A 17,935-nucleotide genomic window follows, 5' to 3' on the forward strand; every position below is an offset into this window, starting at 1 on the left:
GCGCGGGGAACTGCGCGAACACCCACCACCCGCCGGTGGTCCGGACACGACAGAAAGCGGCCCGCTCAGGTCGGTGACGATACGGCACCCTCATCGGGGCGCAGCCGCCGAAGGACACACCGGCCTTCCACGTCGGACTTCGCCACCGTCGGCGATACGGTGGCGCCGCACCCATCGTCTTGGGAGGCTGAGGTGCGGCATCGGTACCGGCGGTGGCGCGGGGCGTGGGACGACTCGGCGGTCGGGCGGCTGTTCGCCCACGGCACCGAGGTGGAGTTGCTCCGCCGCTCCCTGGGCTTCGCCGCACTGGGCTCCGTCGCCCTGACTCCCCTGCTGATCGTCGTGGCGGCGCTGGAGCCGCGCGGTGGACGCGGCTTCTCGCAGTGGCTGATCGACGGGATGGGCCTCGAGGGCCGGCCCGCACGCGAGGTCCAGGAGGTCTTCTCCGCACCGCGCATCGTCGTCACCACCACCAGCGTGTGGGGTGCCGTGCTGCTGGGGGTCTTCGGGCTGTCGTTCGCGGCCGAGGTGCAGTCCACGTACACCCGTGTCTGGGAGCGCTCCGTCTCGCCCTGGCACAAGCTCTGGCGACAGACGCTGTGGCTGGCGGGGCTCACGGGATACCTGTACGTCGTCGCGAACAGCGGCCTCGTGCTGCGGCAGGGTGCTCTACAGACGGCGATCCGGGTGTTCCTGGTGCTCGTCCTGGGCGTCGCCTTCTTCTGGTGGGGCCAGTACATCCTGCTCGGTGGACAGGTGGAGGCCCGGCACCTGCTGCCCGGGGCGGTCGCCACCATGCTCGGCCTGGTGGGCCTGCGCTGGTTCTCCTGGCTCGTCTTCCAGCCGCTGGTGGTGAGCAACGCGATCACCTACGGGCCGGTGGGCACGGTGCTGATCGTGGTGTCCTGGCTGGTCGGCGTCGGCTACGTGTTCTTCGGCGGCACGCTGCTCGGACGGCATGTCTTCGAGTGGTACCAGCGGCGCGCCGACCACTGAGCCCGGGCGCACCGGGCCCGGGCGTCCCGGCGGCCTCCCCCGGTCACCCGGTCAGCCGCTCTGCCGCAGCCGGCGCCACACCGCCTTCGCCGCGTTGTGTCCCGACATGCCGTGCACGCCCGGGCCCGGAGGGGTCGCCGACGAGCAGAGGAAGACCGCCGGGTGCGGGGTGTGGTACGGATACGCGCTGATCCTGGGGCGGAGCATGAGCTGCAACCCGGACGCGGCACCGCAGCCGATGTCGCCGCCGATGTAGTTGGCGTTGCGGGTGGCCAGCTCGGGCGGGCCCGCCGTGGCGCGCGCCAGCACGCGGTCGCTGAAACCCGGGGCGAAGCGTTCCAGCTGGCGCTCGATCGCCTCGGTGAGGTCGCCCTGCCAGCCGTTCGGCACATGACCGTACGCCCAGAAGGTGTGCTTGCCCTCGGGGGCACGCGAGGGGTCGGCGACGGTGGGCTGCACGGTGATCAGGAACGGGCGCTCGGGCGCCTTGCCGCCGCGTGACGCCAGGTACAGGGCGGTGCCGATCTCCCGCTCGTCCGCTGCGACCTGCACGGTGCCGGCGCGGCGTGGTTCCTCCGCGGTCCACGGGACCGGCCCGTCCAACGCATAGTCGACCTTGAAGACGCCGGCACCGTACCGGTAGCCCTCGTACGTGTGCCCCAGGCCCGCGATCCTGGCGACGGCGGTGGGCGAGGTGTCGAAGACGTAGGCGCGTGCGGGTGGCAGGTCGTCGAGCCGTTTGACCTCGTAGTCGGTGTGCACCGCGCCGCCGAGGTCCGTCAGGTACGCGGTCAGCGCGTCGGAGATCGCCTGGGAGCCACCGCGGGCCACCGGCCAGCCCTCCGCGTGTGCGGCCAGCGCGAAGACCAGGCCGACGGCGCTGGTGGCGACCCCGCCGAGCGGGGCCATCACATGCGCCACCAGGCCGGCGAACAGCGTCTTGGCGCGGTGGTCCTTGAAGCGGCGCATCAGCCAGGTCGACGGGGGCAGACCGGCCAGGCCGAAGCGGGCCAGCGTGACCGGGTCGCGGGGCAGCGCGGTGCGCGGCAGCGACATGAAGTCACGGAAGAGGGTGTCGGTGCGGTCCGTGAACGGGGCGACCAGCCTGCGGTAGGTGCCCGCGTCACGCGGCCCGAAGGAGGCGGCGGTCTCGGCGACGGAGCGGGCCAGGACGGCGGCGTCGCCGTCCGGGAAGGGGTGCGCCATCGGCAGGTCGGCGTGCAGCCACTGAAGGCCGTACCGGTGCAGCGGCATCGTCTTGAAGACGGGCGAGCTGATGCCCAGGGGGTGCGCGGCGGAACACGGGTCGTGACGGAAGCCGGGGAGGGTGAGCTCCTCGGTCCGGGCTCCCCCTCCGACGCTGTCGCGGGCCTCGAAGACCGCCACGGAGAAACCGCGGCGGGCCAGTTCGACCGCGGCGGTCAGACCGTTCGGTCCGGCACCCACGACGACGGCATCGAGCAGGGACGACACGGTCGGACTCCTTCGTCAGCCGATGGCCAGTGCCGCACAGGATATGCCGGACCGCACCGGCCTGCCCCGGCGGCCCGGCGCGACGGCCCGGCCCGGGCGCGCCCCGGGCCGGGCCGCTCATCGGCGAGCGGAACGATCCTTCACCGTCCGACCGCGTACCCCTGCATCCCCCGCGGATTGGCCGCGGCACAGAGCACACCGGAGTGCGGGTCCCGTGCGACCGCACACAGGCGACCCTCCGTCCAGGACTCCCCCACCGTCACCCGGTGCCCGCGACGCTCAAGATCGGCGATGACCTCGGGGGCCATGCGGGACTCGACCGTGAGGCCGCCCTGGGTCATGCCGCGCGGGAAGAAGGAGCTGGGGAAGCTGTCGTTGTGCCAGTTGGGGGCGTCGATGGCGCCCTGGAGATCGGGTCCGCCGCGTACCTCGGACCGCAGTGCGACGGCGAGGAAGAAGTGCAGCTGCCACTGGTCCTGCTGGTCACCGCCCGGCGTGCCGAACGCCATGACCGGTGTGCCGTCCCGCAGCGCCAGGGACGGCGTCAGGGTCGTCCGGGGGCGCCGGCCCGGGGTGAGCGAGTTGGGCAGGCCCTCGTCGAGCCAGGTCATCTGGAGCCGGGTGCCGAGCGGGAAGCCCAGCTCGGGCACGACCGGGTTGGACTGCAACCAGCCGCCGCTCGGCGTGGCGGCGATCATGTTGCCCCAGCGGTCGACGATGTCCAGGTGGCAGGTGTCGCCGCGGGTGTCCCCGTCCGGCGCCACGGTGGGCTCCCCGGCGCCCGCGGCGACACCGAGCGCGTCGAACGCTCCCGTCTCCCCGGCCGCCACGGACCGGGTGTGCGCGGACAGCGCGGGCGTGCGCCCGCCGGGGCTGCCGGGACGCAGCTCGTGGGAGGCAGACTCGCCGACGAGGGTGCGCCGGTCGGCGTTGTAGCCGGGCGACAGCAGCTCGTCGAGGGGCACCTCGGCAGCGTCCCCGTACCACGCCTCCCGGTCGGCCATGGCGAGCTTGCAGCCCTCGACGAGCAGGTGGACGTAGTCGGCCGAGCCGTACTCCGGCAGTTCGGGGGGCAGCAGGGCGAGCTGCTGGAGGAAGACCGGGCCCTGGCTCCAGCCGCCCGCCTTGCACAGCGTCCAGCCCCGCCAGTCGAAGGTCACCGGCGCCTCGTACGTGGCCTCCCAGGAAGCCAGGTCGGCTGCCGTGAGCGTGCCCGCGTGCCGGCTGCCGCTGGTGTCCATGGTGGGGCGCTGGGCCTGGCGGACGAGGGCCTCGCCGATGAAGCCGGTGCGCCATATGCGGCGCGCCGCCTCGATCTGCTCGGTGCGGTCGGCGCCGGCCGCCGCCGCCTCCTCGATCAGCCGCCGCCAGGTCGCGGCGAGCGCCGGGTTGCGCAGCAGCTCGCCGGGCTGCGGGGCACGCCCTTCGGGCAGGTACACCTCGGCGGACGAGGTCCATTCGGTCTCGAAGAGTTCGCGCACCGTCTCGACGGTGTCGCGGACCCTTTCCACCGGCGGGTGGCCGTCCGCGGCGTATCCGATGGCGTAGGACAGCACGTCGGCGAGCGACTTGGTGCCGTGGTCGCGCAGCAGCACCATCCAGGCGTCGAACGCGCCGGGCACGGCGGACGCCAGCGGGCCGGTGCCGGGGACCAGGTCGAGGCCGAGCGAGCGGTAGTGCGCGACGGTGGCTCCGGCGGGCGCCACGCCCTGCCCGCAGAGCACCTGCACCTGTCCCCCGGACGGCGCGAGGATGATCGGCACCTCGCCGGCGGGTCCGTTGAGGTGCGGTTCGACGACGTGCAGCACGAAGCCCGCGGCCACCGCAGCGTCGAAGGCGTTGCCGTCGTCCTCCAGGACGGCCATGGCCGTCTGGGAGGCGAGCCAGTGGGTGGAGGAGGCCATGCCGAAGGTGCCCTGGAGAGTGGGCCTGGTAGTGAACATCTGGTCGTGCACCTCGCTGTTTCACGCGCAGCCGTCGGTCCGGTCAGCGTTCAGGAGCTGTCCTGAGGCCGGGGCCTGCTGTCAGGTCTTCGTGGTTCACCTGGTCAGCAGGCAGATTATCGACCGCTCGGGAGACCCGCGGCGTCGCCTCCGGCGGGCGTTTCAGCTCCCGGAAAGCGGACAGGCACGCGGGCCGAGGTCCACCTCCCAGCCGGGGCCGTCGAGCCGGATGCGGAACGTGCGCTCGACGTGGGGCGCCGCGGTGGAGAGCGGGGGGACGGCGGGTTTCTCGACCACCCGGTCGCCGAACGACGTCCTGGCGACCGTGCACGCCAGCTGCTGCTGCCCCAGCACCCCGGTGTGGCCGGCCCCTTGGGGAAGGGTGACGTGCAGCTCGTCACCGGCGACCGCGATCGTCGGCGGCTCGTTCAGCAGGGGCAGTTCCGTGCCGAGTTGCTGGGCCTCGGCGTCGGTGGGGCCTGCGAACAGCAGCCGCACCGCGGTGGCCACGTCGGATCCGCCGGGGGCCCGGCGGGGCACCGCCACCAGCCTGTCGCCGATCAGGAAGTAGACCTGGACCTGTGCGGGCAGACCCGTCGCCGGCTCGCCGGCCGGCACGACACCCGAGGTCGGCACGCCGCACGCGGCCAGCAGGAACGCCCCTGCCACGACGCCGGCGAGCAGCGCGGGGACGCGAGCGGCGGTCATGCCAGGTCCGCCGGCCGGTCAGCGGCGTCCGGCGGGGAGTCCCGGCGCAGGGGAAGTTCGACCGTGAAGACCGCGCCCTGGCCCGCGCGGTTCTCGGCCCGCAGCCGGCCGCCGTGCAGACGCACGTTCTCGGCCGTGATGGCGAGGCCCAGGCCGCTGCTCTCGCTGCGGGTGCGGGTGCTGTCCGCCTTGTAGAACCGTTCGAAGATGTGCGGCAGCGCGGTCTGCGGTATGCCGGGGCCGTGGTCGGCGACCTCGATCACGATGTGGGCTCCTTCCGGTGCTGCCTCCGTCACGCCGAGGCTCACCCGCACCGGCGGCTCGCCGTGCCGCAGCGCGTTGCCGACCAGGTTGGCCACCACCACGTCGAGGCGGCGCGGATCCACCCGGGCCCGCAGGGTGCCGGGCGCGGGGAACCGGATGTCGACGTCGTCCAGCCAGCCGCGCGCGGCCAGGGTGCGCCGCACCGACTCGGCCAGGTCGATCTCGTCGAGGTTGAGGCGAGCGGCGCCGGCGTCGAAGCGGGAGATCTCCATCAGGTCGTCCACCAGCGTGATGAGCCGCCCGGTCTCCTGGCTGATCAGTCCCACGGCGGCGGCCTGCTCGCCGTCCAGGCCCGGGATGTCCTCGTCGAGCACGTCGGTGACCGCGGACATCGCGGCCAGCGGGGTGCGCAGTTCGTGGGAGACGTCCGCGGCGAAGCGGCGCGCCTGCGCCTCCAGGCGGCGCAGTTCCGTGACGGACCGCTCCAACGCGGCGGCCGTGTCGTTGAAGGAACTGGACAGGTCGGCGAGTTCGTCGGAGCCGTGCACGGCGAGCCGGACGTCGAGGTGCCCCTGGGCCATCTGCCGGGTGGCGCGGCGCAGCGCACGCACCGGGCGCAGCACCCCGCGTGCGGCGAGTAGCGCCAGCAGCACGGCCGGGGCCAGCGCGTACAGGGTGGCGCGCTCGATGGCGGTGATCATCGCGTGCACGTAGGCCAGTTCCGTGCTCTGGGGCACCAGCAGGTACACCACGAGCCCGGAGAGCGTGGGGACCGAGTCGACGTCGCTGGTGTAGGTGACCGGCAGCCCGACGACGAGGTACGGCCGGCCGTCGTCGCTGACCCGCTGGAAGACGGCGCTGGCGCGGGTCTGCACGGAGCGCAGGAGTGCGGGGGTCACCACGTCGAAGGTCTCCGTGGACGCGGTGCCGGCGCGCCGCCCTCCGTAGGTGGCGAACACCCGCCAGCCCTGCGACCGGTGGTCCCGCGCCACCTGGCTCACCAGGCCGTCGAGCCCCTGCTGGTCCGGTTCCGGGACGAAGCGCGGCACCAGGGCGTCGACGGTGTCCCGGAACTGCTGGATGACCGTGTCCTGGCTCTGTTGCAGCACCGCGGTGCGGGCCTCGCGGAAGGCCAGGGCTCCGGTGCTCAGCGCGCTGACCACGGCGACCAGCGCGAAGGCGATGACGAGCCTGAAGCGCAGGCCTCGCATGGCCGGGAAGATCTTCGCCATCACATCCCTGTCACCGGGCGCTGAAGCGGTAGCCGAAACCGCGGACGGTCTCGATGTAGCGGGGGGCGCCGCTCGGCTCGCCGAGCTTGCTGCGCAGTCTCTTGACGCAGGCGTCCACCAGCCGGATGTCGCCGTGGTAGCCGTGCTCCCAGACGACTTCGAGCAGGTGCTGGCGGCTCAGCACCCGTCCTGGGGCGGCGGACAGGGTGAGCAGCAGCCTGAGTTCCGACGGTGCGAGGGCCACGGACTGACCGCGGTGGGTGACCGTCAGGCCCGAGCGGTCGATGGTCAGCTCGCCGTGCGTCTCCGTCCGGGGCCGCGTGGTGTCGGAGTCGGGTGTGCCGAGCCGGCGCAGCACCGCGCGTATGCGGGCTTCCAGGACGCGCGCCCGCACCGGCTTGACCACGTAGTCGTCCGCTCCGGACTCCAGCCCCAGGACGATGTCGATGTCGTCGCCGCGTGCCGTCACCATGATGATCGGGACCTGGTCGCGCTCCCTGATGCGCCGGCAGACGTCCAGTCCGCCGATGCCGGGCAGCATGAGGTCGAGCACCACGACGTCCGGGCGGAACGACGCCAGCAGCGCGAGCCCTTCCTCGCCGGTGGCGGCGGCGAAGACGTCATGTCCCTGGTGTCGCAGGGCCAGTTCGACACCTCGGCGGACGGCGGGATCGTCTTCGACGAGCAGGACGCGCGGCATGCCGTCAGTATCCGTACCGGCCTGCGCCGGTCGCCTTGGGGGTGCTCTTCGCCGCGCTGGCGGTCTTCGTGTAGGACTTCCAGATGTCCTCGGGAAGGGTCCGTGCTGCCGCTGTCCCGGCCTGTCCCGCCAGGCCCTTGAGCGATTGCACCTGCTGCGTCTTGGGCTCGATCCGGAAGAGGGCCACCGCCGTGACCGCCGACGGGTCGTAGCCGACGAACCAGCCCGCCTTGCCGTCCGGGCTCGTCCCCGCCCGGCCCGCCGCACCTTCGTGCCCGTCCACCGGGGCCGGTGTGTCGTGTCCGTACAGCGCGGCGGTCACGTCGTGGGCGACGGCCGAGGAGAACGGGTGGGTGACGGCGGGCCGGTGCAGCGTGACCGCGGCGCCGTCCTGGGTGATGCGGAGCACCGAGTACGGGTCGGTGTGCGTGCCGGACGCCAGGAAGGTCCCGTAGGCGCCGGCCAGCCGGATGGGGCTGGGCGTGACGGTGGCGCCGAGCGCGAACGTGGGGGCCTGCGCGCCGAAGCCGGTGGGCAGCAGTCCGGCGTCGACGGACGCCCGGCGCACCCGGTCCAGGCCGACGTCCATGCCCAGTTGCACGACGGGGACGTTGACGGACTCGGCCATCGCCTTGGCGATGCTGATCGTCCCCCAGGAGCGGTTGCCGTCGTTGGCGATCTTCACGATCTTGCCGTTGCGGTCCCAGTAGGGCCCTTCGGGCGTGCGCACCGGCACCTTGTTGTCCGCGTCGTACCGGGTGTCGGGGGTGAGCGGGGCACGGGGCGCGTCGCGGCGGAGCAGCCGGCCGTCGCGCAGCCCGGCCGCGTACACGAAGGGGGCGTAGACGGTGCCGGCCGGCACGACCCTGATGTCGGCGTCGTTGAAGGCCTGGGTGAGGTAGCCGGGTCCGCCGTAGAGGGCCAGGATGCGCCCGTCGGTGGCGACCGTGGCGGCGCCGACGCGGACGTTGCGGTCGGCGTGCCGGGTCTTCGGGTGGAGGGCGGAGGTGCTCTTCGGCACCGCCGCCGCGAGGGCGTCCACCCGGCGCTTTTCGAAGGTGGTGTGGATCTGGTAGCCGCCGAGGGCGAACTGCGCGTCCGAGATGTCGGCGCGCAGCTGTGCGTACTCCCGTGCGGTGTCCACCAGGTAGCCGATCTGTCCGTCCAGGCCGGCGGGCTTGGGCGGGGCGATCGGTTCGGGGAACGTCCGGTACGTGGCGCGCTCGGCGGGTGACAGGTGACCTGTGCTGACCATCCGGTCCAGCACCCACTTCCAGCGGTCCACGGCGCGCTTGTGGTTGGCGGCGCTGATCGCGGGGTCGTAGTTGCCGGCGCCCTTGAGCAGGGTGGCGAGGACGGCGCCCTCGCTGGCGTTCAGCTCGGTGACGTCCTTGCCGTAGTACGCCGTGGCCGCGCGCTGCACCCCGTAGGCGCCGCGGCCGAACCAGCTGGTGTTCAGGTATCCCTCCAGGATCTGCTGCTTGCCCATGCGCTGGTCGATCTTGACCGACAGGAACATCTCGGTGATCTTCCTCGACAGCGTCTGCTGCTGGTTGAGGTAGACGTTCTTGACGTACTGCTGGGTGATGGTGGAGCCGCCCTGGGTCTCTCCGCCGGTCGCCATGGCGTACACGGCCCGCCCGATGCCCTTCGGGGAGATGCCGTGGTCGCTGTAGAAGGACGCGTTCTCCGCGGCCAGGACCGCCCACTGCACGTCGGAGGGGATGCGGTCCAGCGACATCGCCTGCCGGTCGACGGGGCCGACGCGGGCCATCTCGGTGCCGTCGGCCCAGTAGTAGACGTTGTCCTGCTGGGTGGCGAAGGCGTTCAGGTCGGCCGGGACCCGGGTCCGTGCGTAGGTGATGCCGACGGCGGTGACCAGGGTGAGCGTCACCCAGAGTCCGGCCAGCAGGGTCTGGCGGAGCGACGGCAGCCAGCGGCGCAGGCCGGTACGGCCGGGGCGCGGGTAGCGGGGCCGCAGCTTGGCGGTCCAGCCGGGCCGGATGCGGGCCAGCCACTCGGTGCACCGGTCGAGCCGGCGGAAGGCCGGGGGCCTGCCGGCCGCCTTGCGTGCACGTCGCCGGCCGCGCGGGTGCCGCGATATGAGCCGTCTTGTCAACATCCGTTCGCCCCTGCCGGATCGCCCCATGGGGCGCTCTCGCCCCGGTGTCAGCGGGGAGCCTAGAAAGCGCCTTGGATGCTCAGTCGATGAGTTCTCGACAATTCTGTAACAGCAGGTTTCGAAGGTCTTGACGCGTTCCGTCGGGGACGATCCCGTGCCACCCCGGCCGCGACCGCTGCCCCGGCAGAGGCTTCCGTTATGGTTCCGTGACCCTTTGAGCCAGGGATCATTACGCTTCGAATGAAGGGTGGGCCACGGCCGACACCACCCGCAGTGCCGGCCCCGACCTCACCGATGAAGGCAATCCCTATGCCCCGTTCAACCAGTTCGCCCCGTTCGACGAAGCGCCGCTGGCGGGCCATGCCGCCGCGTGCGCGGGGGTCCGCCTACACGGTGTGCGGGCTGCTGTCCGCCGGCCTGCTGGGCACGCTGATCGTCGGGGTTCCCGCCCCCGGTCCGCACTCCGACGGCGGCACGACCGGGCAGACCACGCCCGCGGCGGACAAGCCGGCGCGGACGGCGCCACCGGCCCGCCGGCCCCCGGCGTGGGACGGCAAGGTCAAGGTGCTCGGCGACGGCTCGACCTCGTACACCGGACCGCAGCAGCACCAGCTCAGGCCCGAGAAGCTGAAGCCCGGTCAGAAACCCCCGCAGTTCGTGGTGTTCTCCTGGGACGGGGCCCTGGAGGACGACCACCACTACTTCTCCCGCTTCCGGAAGGTGGCCGAGGAGAACGACGCCCACATGACGTTCTTCCTCAGCGGCATGTACCTGCTGCCGAAGTCCGAGCGCGACCGTTACCACCCGCCGGGGCACGCCGCGGGCTCGGCCGCCATCGACTTCCCCACCGATCAGCACATCCGGTGGACCCTGGAGCAACTGCGCGGGGCCTGGGAGGACGGCGACGAGATCGGCACCCACTTCAACGGCCACTTCTGCGCCCCCGACCCGGCCGGTGGCGGCACCTGGACCACCGAGCAGTGGAAGAAGGAGACGGAACAGGCGTACTCCTTCGTGCAGCACTGGAAGACGAACACCGGCTTCAAGGACATCCCGGCGCTGCCCTTCGACTACGCCGAGGAACTGGTCGGCGGTCGCGCCCCGTGCCTGGAGGGCCAGAAGAACCTGCTGCCCGCGGCGAAGTCGCTCGGCTGGCGTTACGACGCCAGCTCGCCCGGCGACTTCCAGCTGTGGCCGGCCAGGAAGGGCGGGCTGTGGGACTTCCCGCTCCAGCTGCTGCCCTACCCGGGCCGGGACAACCAGGTCCTGTCGATGGACTTCAACTTCCTCTACAACCAGTCCGGTGACGACACCGACGGCAACCCGGCCAGGTACCCCGAGTGGGAGCAGGAGACCCGGCAGGGCTATCTCAACGGCTTCCAGCGGGTCTACAACGGCAGCCGCGCGCCGCTGTTCGTCGGCAACCACTTCGAGACCTGGAACGGCGGCATATACATGCAGGCGGTGGAGGACGTCGTCAAGGACGTCTGCCACCGCAAGGACGTGCGCTGCGTGTCGTTCAAGGAGCTGTGCGACTGGCTGGACGTCCAGGACCCGGCGGTCCTGGACCAGCTGCGGGGTCTTGACCCGGCGGAGTCCCCGAACTGGTCGACGTTCATCAAGTGACGGGTTGCCGCCCCGTCGGGTCGTCACCGTCCCGGAGGGCCTGTTTCTGTCGTATCCGGACCACCGACCGGTGGGGGTTGTTCGCGCAGTTCCCGCGCCCCCTTTAGGGCACTACGTGCCCATCAAAGGGGCGCGGGGAACTGCGCGATCGGCCACGACGAGACCGTCGGATCGCCACCGGCCCGAAGGCGCTCTTTCTGTCGCATCGTGACCACCGGCCCGGTGATGGGTTGCTCGCACAGTTCCTCGCGCCCCTTCAGGGGCGCCCCGCGTCGGGCGCCGTGCCGTCGTCGTCCACCAGGTGGCAGGCGACCCGGTGGGCACCGCCGCCGACCGTCCGCAGCCGCGGCACCTCACTGCGGCAGCGGTCCACGGCGAGCGGGCAGCGGGTGTGGAAGCGGCAGGCGCTGAACACATCGCCGGCGCCGCCCTGCGGGGCACTTCCGGGGCGCCCGGTCGGGGCCACCGGGCTTGGCAGGTCACCGCTGAGGACGATCCGCTCCCGGGTGCGCTGCGTGACCGGGTCGGGGACCGGCGCAGCGGACAGCAGCGCCTGGGTGTAGGGGTGTTTGGGGCCGGCGAACAGGGCGGCGGCCGGGGCCTCCTCGACGATCACGCCCAGGTACATCACGGCGATCCGGTCGGCGAGGAACTCCACGGCGGCCAGGTCGTGGGTGATGAACAGGCAGCCGAAGCCCCTCTCCCGTTGCAGGTCGGCGAGCAGGTTGAGCACGGCGGCCTGCACGGAGACGTCGAGGGCAGAGGTCGGCTCGTCGGCGACCAGCAGGGCCGGGTCCACGCAGAGCGCGCGGGCCAGCGAGATCCGCTGCCGCTGACCGCCGGAGAGCTGGTGCGGGTGCCGGCCGGCCAGCTCCGGGCGCAGCCCGACCTGGGCCAGCAGCTCGGCCACCCGCGCACGTGCCGCGTCCCCGCGCGCGATGCGGTGCAGCCGCAACGGCTCCGCGATGATCTCCCCGATCGTCATCCGCGGGTCCAGCGACGCCGAGGGGTCCTGGAAGACCAGGTGGAAGTCCTTGCGCAGGGGGCGCAGGGCCCGCCGCGACATCCGGGTGATGTCGGTGCCGCGCATCCGCACCGTGCCGCCGGTCGGCTCGTCGAGGCGTACGGCACATCGTCCGACGGTGGACTTGCCGCTGCCGGACTCGCCGACGAGGCCGACGACCTCGCCGCGGCCGACCGAGAGGCTGACTCCGTCGGCGGCGCGCACGGTACCGCCCGGCACGGAGAAGTGCCGTTCCAGGTCGATGAGTTCGAGTACCGGGCTGCCGGCCGTGGCGGCGTCGGCTGCCGTGGCCGGCTCGGGGTCGGCCGGGGGTGGGGTGCGGGTCACTGTCCGGTCTCCTGGTGGGTGCGTACGAGCGCGTCACGGTGTGGATGCCAGCAGGCGGCCTGGTGCGGGGCGTGGGTGCCGGTGGGGGCACCGGTGGTGTCGGACGTGATGACGCCGGCGGGAGTGCCGGTGATGACGCCGGTGGTGGCGTCCGTGGCGGCGTCGTCCGGGTCGGTGTCCCCCAGGAGGGGCCGGCTCGCGGTGCACTGCTCGTCCGCGCGTGCACAGCGGGGCGCGAAGGTGCAGGCGTCGGGCTGGGTGTCCAGGCTGGGCACCAGGCCGGGGATCTCGGTGAGGCGCGGCCTGTCGGCGTTGTCGGGGGCCGGCCCGGGACGCAGTACGGCGCTGAGCAGCCCCCTGGTGTAGGGATGGCGGGGTGCGGCGAACAGCTCGTGCACGGGGGCGTGTTCGACGGCCCGGCCCGCGTACATCACGAGCACCCGGTCGGCGATGTCGGCCACCACGCCCAGGTCGTGGGTGATGAGGACGATCGAGGTGCCCAGGCGGTTGCGCAGGTTCTTGAGCACTTCGAGGATGCCCGCCTGGACCGTCACGTCGAGCGCGGTGGTGGGCTCGTCGGCGATCAGCACCGCGGGGTCGCAGGCCACCGCGAGGGCGATCATGACGCGCTGCCGCATCCCGCCGCTGAGCTGGTGGGGGTATTCGTCCAGGCGTCGGTCGGGCGCCGGGATGCCGACCAGGGTGAGCAGTTCGGCGGCGCGCTCGCGGGCCTCCCTGCGGTTCAGGCCCTGGTGCCGGCGGAGCACCTCGCCGACCTGGCGGCCGACGGTGAGTACCGGGTTCAGGGAGGTCATCGGCTCCTGGAAGATCATGGCGATGTCCTTGCCGCGCACCCGGCGCAGCTCCTTCTCGCCGGCGCCGACGAGTTCGCGCCCGCCGAGCGTCACCGAGCCGGAGAGCTGCGCGGTGGACGGCAGCAGCCCCATCACGGCCATCGCCGACACCGACTTGCCGCAGCCGGACTCGCCGACCACCGCGAGGACCTCCCCCGGGGCCAGTTCGTAGCAGAGCCCGTCGACGGCGTGCACGGGGCGGCCGCCCCGGCCCCCCTTCGCCTGCGCCCCGAAGGTCACCGACAGGTCCCGGACGCCGAGCACCGGCTTGGTCGTGGTGGCGGTTGTCGCACCGGTCGCCGTCACAGCGTGCCTCCTCGGGGGTCGAGTACGTCGCGCAGCCCGTCGCCGAGCAGGTTGAACGCCAGGGTGGCGGCCACCACGGCGAGCCCGGGGAAGACCGCCATCCAGGGCGCGGGCGCGAGGAACGACTGGGCGCTGGAGAGCATCACGCCGAGCGACGGTGCCGGCGGCTGGACGCCGAGGCCGAGGAAGCTCAGCAGCGCCTCGCCGATGATGGCGGTGGGGATGCCGACGGTGGCCTGGACGATCAGCGCGGAGCTGGCGTTCGGCAGGATGTGCCGGAAGAGCACGGTGCCGTCGCCCCCACCGCTGGCCACCGCGGCGGCCACGTAGTCGGCGTGTGCGAGGCGCAGCGTCTCGGCGCGGGTGATGCGGATGACGGCCGGGATCTGGGAGATGCCGATGGCGATCGTCGCATTGGTCAGGGACGGCCCGAGCACGGCGGCGAGGCCGACCGCGAGCACCAGGAACGGGAAGGCGAGCATGGTGTCGGTGAGCCGGGAGACGGCGCTGTCGGCGAACTTGCCGTAGAACCCGGCGACCAGGCCGAGCGGCACGCCCACCACGAACGCGAGCACCACGGCGAGCACGCCGACCTGCATGGACGCGCGCGCCCCGAAGATGACGCGGGAGAGCTGGTCACGGCCGAGGTCGTCGGTGCCGAGCCAGTGCGCCCAACCGGGCGCCTGGAGCACCTGGCCGAAGTCGGGCCGCGCGGGGTCGTAGGGCGCGATGAGCGGGGCGGCCAGTGCGGCGATGACGAAGACGGCGGCAACGACGGCTCCGGTGAGGGCGAGCCGGTTGGCGACGAGCCCCCGCAGGGCGATGCGCAGCCGGCCCGGTTCCGCGCCGCCGTCGGATATCGCGGCGGGCGCGTCGGCGGTGGTGGTCGCGGTCACCTGGCTCCTCCGAGTCGGATGCGTGGGTCGATGACGCAGTAGACGACGTCGACCAGCAGGTTGATGACGATGTACGCGGTCGAGGTGCAGAGCACGACGCCTTGCAGGACGGCGTAGTCGCGGGTGAAGACCGAGTCGATGGTGAGCTTGCCGAAGCCGGGGAGCACGAAGATCTGCTCGGTGACGACCGCACCGGAGATCAGCTGCCCGAGTTGCAGGCCGAGCACGGTGACCACGGTCACCAGCGAGTTGCGCAGCGCATGGCCGCCGATGACCGCACGGCTGCTCAGGCCCTTGGCGCGCGCGGTGCGGACGTAGTCGGCGGAGAGCGCGTCGAGCATGGCGGCGCGGGTCTGCCGCATGACGACGGCGGCGAAGCCGGAGCCGAGCACGATCGCGGGAAGCACCATGCGGTGCAGGTTGTCCAGCGGGTCGGTGCCGAACGGCACGAACCCGGAGGCGGCGAACACCGGCAGCGCGATGGCGAAGGCCAGCACGAGCACGATGCCGAGCCAGAAGGTCGGGATCGAGAGCCCCAGCAGGGCCAGGATGTTGGCCAGCCACTCCTCGGGCCGGCCCCGTCGCACCGCGGCGACCACCCCGGCACCGATGCCGAGCACGATCGCCAGCAGCAGGGAGAGCGCGGCGAGTTCGAGGGTGATGGGCAGCGCGTCGGCAATGGCCCCGGTGACGGGCAGCCCGGTCCGTGCCGAGCTGCCGAGGTCCCCGGTGAGGGCGTGCCCGACGAAGTGCCCGTACTGCACGGCGATGTTGTCGTTGAGCCCGTACTCGGCACGGATCGCCGCGAGGGCCTGCGGGCTGCGTTCCTCGCCGGCGAGGGCGAGCGCCGGGTCGCCGGGCAGCGCGCGGACGCCGGCGAAGACCGCGATCGAGACGAGGACGAGGGTGATGGCGGACTGGCGCACCCTCTTCAGCAGGTAACGGGTCATGGGATTCATCGGACGTACCCCGCGTGCGTGATGCGGACCAGTCCGTCGCCGTAGACGCTGATGCCGGAGACGTTCTCTGCGGCCACCACGTAGTTCTTCTGTCGGTAGACGTAGATGAGGGTGTGCTGGTCGGCCACGGCCTTGGTGAGTTGGCCGTAGATGGCCGCGCGGCGCTTGGGGTCGGACTCGGTGCGGCCGCGCTCGATGAGGTGGTCGACGGTCTTGTCGGAGAACCCGTAGGCGTTCATCGCGGCACGGGTCTGGAGGAAGCTGGCGATGTTGCCGTCCGGGTCGAGCCGTCCCGACCAGCCGCTGGTGAAGGCGTCGTAGTGCCCGTCGTCGGTGTCGGCGAGCATGGAGGCGTACTCCATGGGCCGCAGCGAGACGTCGAAGCCGGCCTCCTTGGCCATGGCCTGCACGACCTGGCCGAACCGGTTGGTCTGCGGGTCGTTGGCCATCTTCATCTCGACGTGCACGGGGGTGTGCACTCCGGCCGCCTTCAGCAGCGCCCGCGCGCGCGTGACGTCCCGGCCGGGGCACTTGGTCGCCGGCATTCCGGGGGCGATGGCGGAGGCGGGCGCGATGGGCCCGCAGGCGGGTTCGTACATGCCCTGGAAGACGACCTTGTTGATCAGCTGGCGGTCCAGGGAGAGCTCGAACGCCTCGCGTATGCGCACGTCGCGCTGGAACGGGCTGTCGACGGGGCCGGGCGGCTGGCCGAGTCCCTTGGCGTTGCCGACGTTCAGCCCGATGCCCTGGTAGCCGAGCGAGGGGGAGTTGAAGAGTTGCAGCTTCGGCTCGGTCAGGGCGCTCTGCACGTCGACGGGGGTCATCTGGTCGCCGACCTGGATGTCGCCGGAGCGCAGGTTCGCCAGCCGGACGGTGCCGTCCGGGATGGGCTTGTAGACGACCCGGTCCAGGTGGATCTTCTTGGCGTCGTAGTAGTGCGGGTCCTTGTCGAGCACGATGCGGTCGCCGCCGACCCGCTCGGCGTACTTGAACGCACCGACGCACGACGGGTGGTTGGTGAAGTTCTTGCCGTACTTCTTCAGCGCGGTGGGCGACATCACCATGCCGGAGCGGTCCGCGAGGACGGCGGTGAGCGGCACGTACGGCTGCTTGAGGGTGAGCCGGACGGTGTAACGACCGGTCGCCTCGGCGCTCTTGAGCGGGGACAGCTCGGTGGCACGTGCCGAGCCGGCCAGGTCGCGGTCGCGCAGCAGCGAAGTGACGACGGCAGCGGCGTCCAGGTGGGTGCCGTCGCTGAAGGTGAGGTCCGGGCGGACCGAGAACGTGACGGTGCGACCGTCGGACGAGGTCTTCGGCAGTGCGGTGGCGAGCTGGGGGATGATCTTGCCCTGCTGGTCGACGTCGTACAACTTCTCGCACATGGCGGCGAAGACGGTACGGCCCACCAGGGTCTGGGCGAGCGTGGGGTCCAGCTTGTCGGGGTCGGCGTTGAGCGCCACCGTGAGGGTGCCGCCGTCGCGCACCGGACGATCGTCGGTCATCCGCTCCGCACCGACCTGGGTCGCCGAGGTCCGTAGGGAGCCGCACCCTGCCGTCAGGGTCATGACCAGCGCGGCCGTGGCCGCGAGGGCTGTTCGGCGCAAAGGCACGCCACCTCCGCGTGAAGTGATCGGACGTACTGGGGGGAACTGCTGGGGGGGGACAACGGGGGGGACAGCGAAGAACCTGATCACGTGCGATCGACGGTGATGTTGCGCGATCAAGGAATACCGCAGAACGTATTTCGCATACAGTCCCGCGCACAAGGGGCAACCAGGTCACGAACTGGCTTTTGCGTGAACATTGAACTTTCGGCACGGCAGAGGGTGCCCGTCACGCACGCGACCGGCAGTCCGTGCAGGATACGACAGGATCCGGAACAGATCCGTCCGGTACGCTCAGGCCCCTGACCGGACGCTTTCGCACCGGACCGTCGTCGCGCGTCTCGCGCGGGGGCGGGTTTTCGCAGCGGACGTCCTGCGTGCCGGCTCACCGGCAGGCCCGCCCGCGCCCTGGGCCCGTCCCAGGGTGCCGGCCGGGTCGGCCGAGCCCCGGGCCGGTCAGCCCATGTAGCCCTCGACCTGGCCGCTGGAGCGAGGCCGCGCGGCGTTGGGGTCCTGGCCGCTCGCGCGCAGGGCGCGCCGGCGACGCAGCAGGTCCCAGCACTGGTCCCGCTCGACCTCGACGGCCTTCAGTTGCCGCCGCTCGCTCTCGGCGCTGATCTCGTCCCGCTCCCGGCTGCCGCGCAGCTCGCGCTCCTGCTCGACCAGGGCCCGGATGCGGCCGAGCACCTCCGACTCGGATGCCACCGCGACACACCTCCCGGATACCGGTCGTCCCGCCTCGCCGGTCAGCCGTCCTGACCGCGGCCCACGGCCGCGCCGCGACCGGCGTACCGCGGCCGGCGCCCTTCGTGGGCGCCTCCCGACTACCCCGCAGCACGCCGCCCAACCACGCCGGACGGCCCCGGGTGCACCGGCGGGCGCCGGGCGCCGGCGAACACTG

General features: G+C 72.2%; 14 protein-coding genes. 2 read left to right on the forward strand and 12 right to left on the reverse strand.

The window, feature by feature from the left end; genetic code table 11:
* The first annotated feature begins 192 nt into the window (after positions 1-192).
* Entirely contained in the window at positions 193-996 is an 804-nt protein-coding gene (locus tag NQO67_RS32450) for a ribonuclease BN (protein ID WP_255953939.1), read from the forward strand.
* Positions 997-1,047: 51 nt separating this feature from the next.
* On the opposite strand, the gene NQO67_RS32455 is transcribed toward NQO67_RS32450, so the two are convergent.
* The 6 genes from NQO67_RS32455 to NQO67_RS32480 form a co-directional block, all read right to left on the reverse strand.
* Positions 1,048-2,460: a phytoene desaturase family protein gene (locus NQO67_RS32455; RefSeq protein WP_255954076.1), complete on the reverse strand. Its 1,413-nt coding sequence runs from the start codon at positions 2,458-2,460 to the stop codon at positions 1,048-1,050.
* A 149-nt stretch (positions 2,461-2,609) separates the two neighbouring features.
* Complete coding sequence (locus NQO67_RS32460) at positions 2,610-4,412, reverse strand: gamma-glutamyltransferase family protein (RefSeq protein ID WP_255953940.1); 1,803 nt, start codon at positions 4,410-4,412, stop codon at positions 2,610-2,612.
* A 162-nt stretch (positions 4,413-4,574) separates the two neighbouring features.
* Positions 4,575-5,120 carry a hypothetical protein gene (locus NQO67_RS32465; RefSeq protein ID WP_255953941.1) on the reverse strand — a complete coding sequence of 182 codons (546 nt, stop codon included), beginning with the start codon at positions 5,118-5,120 and terminating at the stop codon, positions 4,575-4,577.
* Entirely contained in the window at positions 5,117-6,616 is a 1,500-nt protein-coding gene (locus NQO67_RS32470; RefSeq protein ID WP_255953942.1) for a sensor histidine kinase, read from the reverse strand. The genes NQO67_RS32465 and NQO67_RS32470 overlap by 4 nt, the downstream gene beginning before the upstream one ends.
* A gap of 10 nt (positions 6,617-6,626) precedes the next feature.
* On the reverse strand, positions 6,627-7,316 hold the full coding sequence (locus tag NQO67_RS32475) for a response regulator (protein ID WP_255953943.1): 690 nt from the start codon (positions 7,314-7,316) through the stop codon (positions 6,627-6,629).
* A gap of 4 nt (positions 7,317-7,320) precedes the next feature.
* The gene (locus tag NQO67_RS32480) at positions 7,321-9,438 is read right to left on the reverse strand and encodes a transglycosylase domain-containing protein (RefSeq protein WP_255953944.1); all 2,118 of its coding nucleotides are present in this window, start codon (positions 9,436-9,438) and stop codon (positions 7,321-7,323) included.
* 309 nt (positions 9,439-9,747) lie between these two features.
* Here NQO67_RS32480 and NQO67_RS32485 point away from each other — a divergent pair, with 309 nt between their 5' ends.
* Positions 9,748-11,064 (forward strand): polysaccharide deacetylase family protein, encoded by a 1,317-nt coding sequence (locus NQO67_RS32485; protein WP_255953945.1) that lies wholly within the window; start codon positions 9,748-9,750, stop codon positions 11,062-11,064.
* A 256-nt stretch (positions 11,065-11,320) separates the two neighbouring features.
* Here the strand turns inward: NQO67_RS32485 and NQO67_RS32490 are convergent, their stop codons facing one another.
* The 6 genes from NQO67_RS32490 to NQO67_RS32515 all read right to left on the reverse strand — a co-directional run bounded on the left by NQO67_RS32490 (position 11,321) and on the right by NQO67_RS32515 (position 17,739).
* Positions 11,321-12,415 carry an ABC transporter ATP-binding protein gene (locus NQO67_RS32490; RefSeq protein WP_374119215.1) on the reverse strand — a complete coding sequence of 365 codons (1,095 nt, stop codon included), beginning with the start codon at positions 12,413-12,415 and terminating at the stop codon, positions 11,321-11,323.
* Complete coding sequence (locus tag NQO67_RS32495; RefSeq protein ID WP_255953946.1) at positions 12,412-13,575, reverse strand: ABC transporter ATP-binding protein; 1,164 nt, start codon at positions 13,573-13,575, stop codon at positions 12,412-12,414. The genes NQO67_RS32490 and NQO67_RS32495 overlap by 4 nt, the downstream gene beginning before the upstream one ends.
* On the reverse strand, positions 13,572-14,405 hold the full coding sequence (locus tag NQO67_RS32500; protein ID WP_374119220.1) for an ABC transporter permease: 834 nt from the start codon (positions 14,403-14,405) through the stop codon (positions 13,572-13,574). Before NQO67_RS32500 ends, NQO67_RS32495 begins: the two co-directional genes overlap by 4 nt.
* Before the next feature lie 62 nt (positions 14,406-14,467).
* On the reverse strand, positions 14,468-15,421 hold the full coding sequence (locus NQO67_RS32505) for an ABC transporter permease (protein WP_255953947.1): 954 nt from the start codon (positions 15,419-15,421) through the stop codon (positions 14,468-14,470).
* A 5-nt stretch (positions 15,422-15,426) separates the two neighbouring features.
* A complete protein-coding gene (locus tag NQO67_RS32510; RefSeq protein ID WP_374119216.1) occupies positions 15,427-17,040 on the reverse strand; it encodes an ABC transporter substrate-binding protein in 1,614 nt (537 codons plus the stop codon).
* A gap of 450 nt (positions 17,041-17,490) precedes the next feature.
* The gene (locus tag NQO67_RS32515) at positions 17,491-17,739 is read right to left on the reverse strand and encodes a DUF2630 family protein (RefSeq protein WP_255953949.1); all 249 of its coding nucleotides are present in this window, start codon (positions 17,737-17,739) and stop codon (positions 17,491-17,493) included.
* Positions 17,740-17,935: the final 196 nt, after the last annotated feature.

This window comes from Streptomyces odontomachi (assembly GCF_024435355.1).
In the GTDB taxonomy this organism is placed as follows: domain Bacteria; phylum Actinomycetota; class Actinomycetes; order Streptomycetales; family Streptomycetaceae; genus Streptomyces; species Streptomyces odontomachi.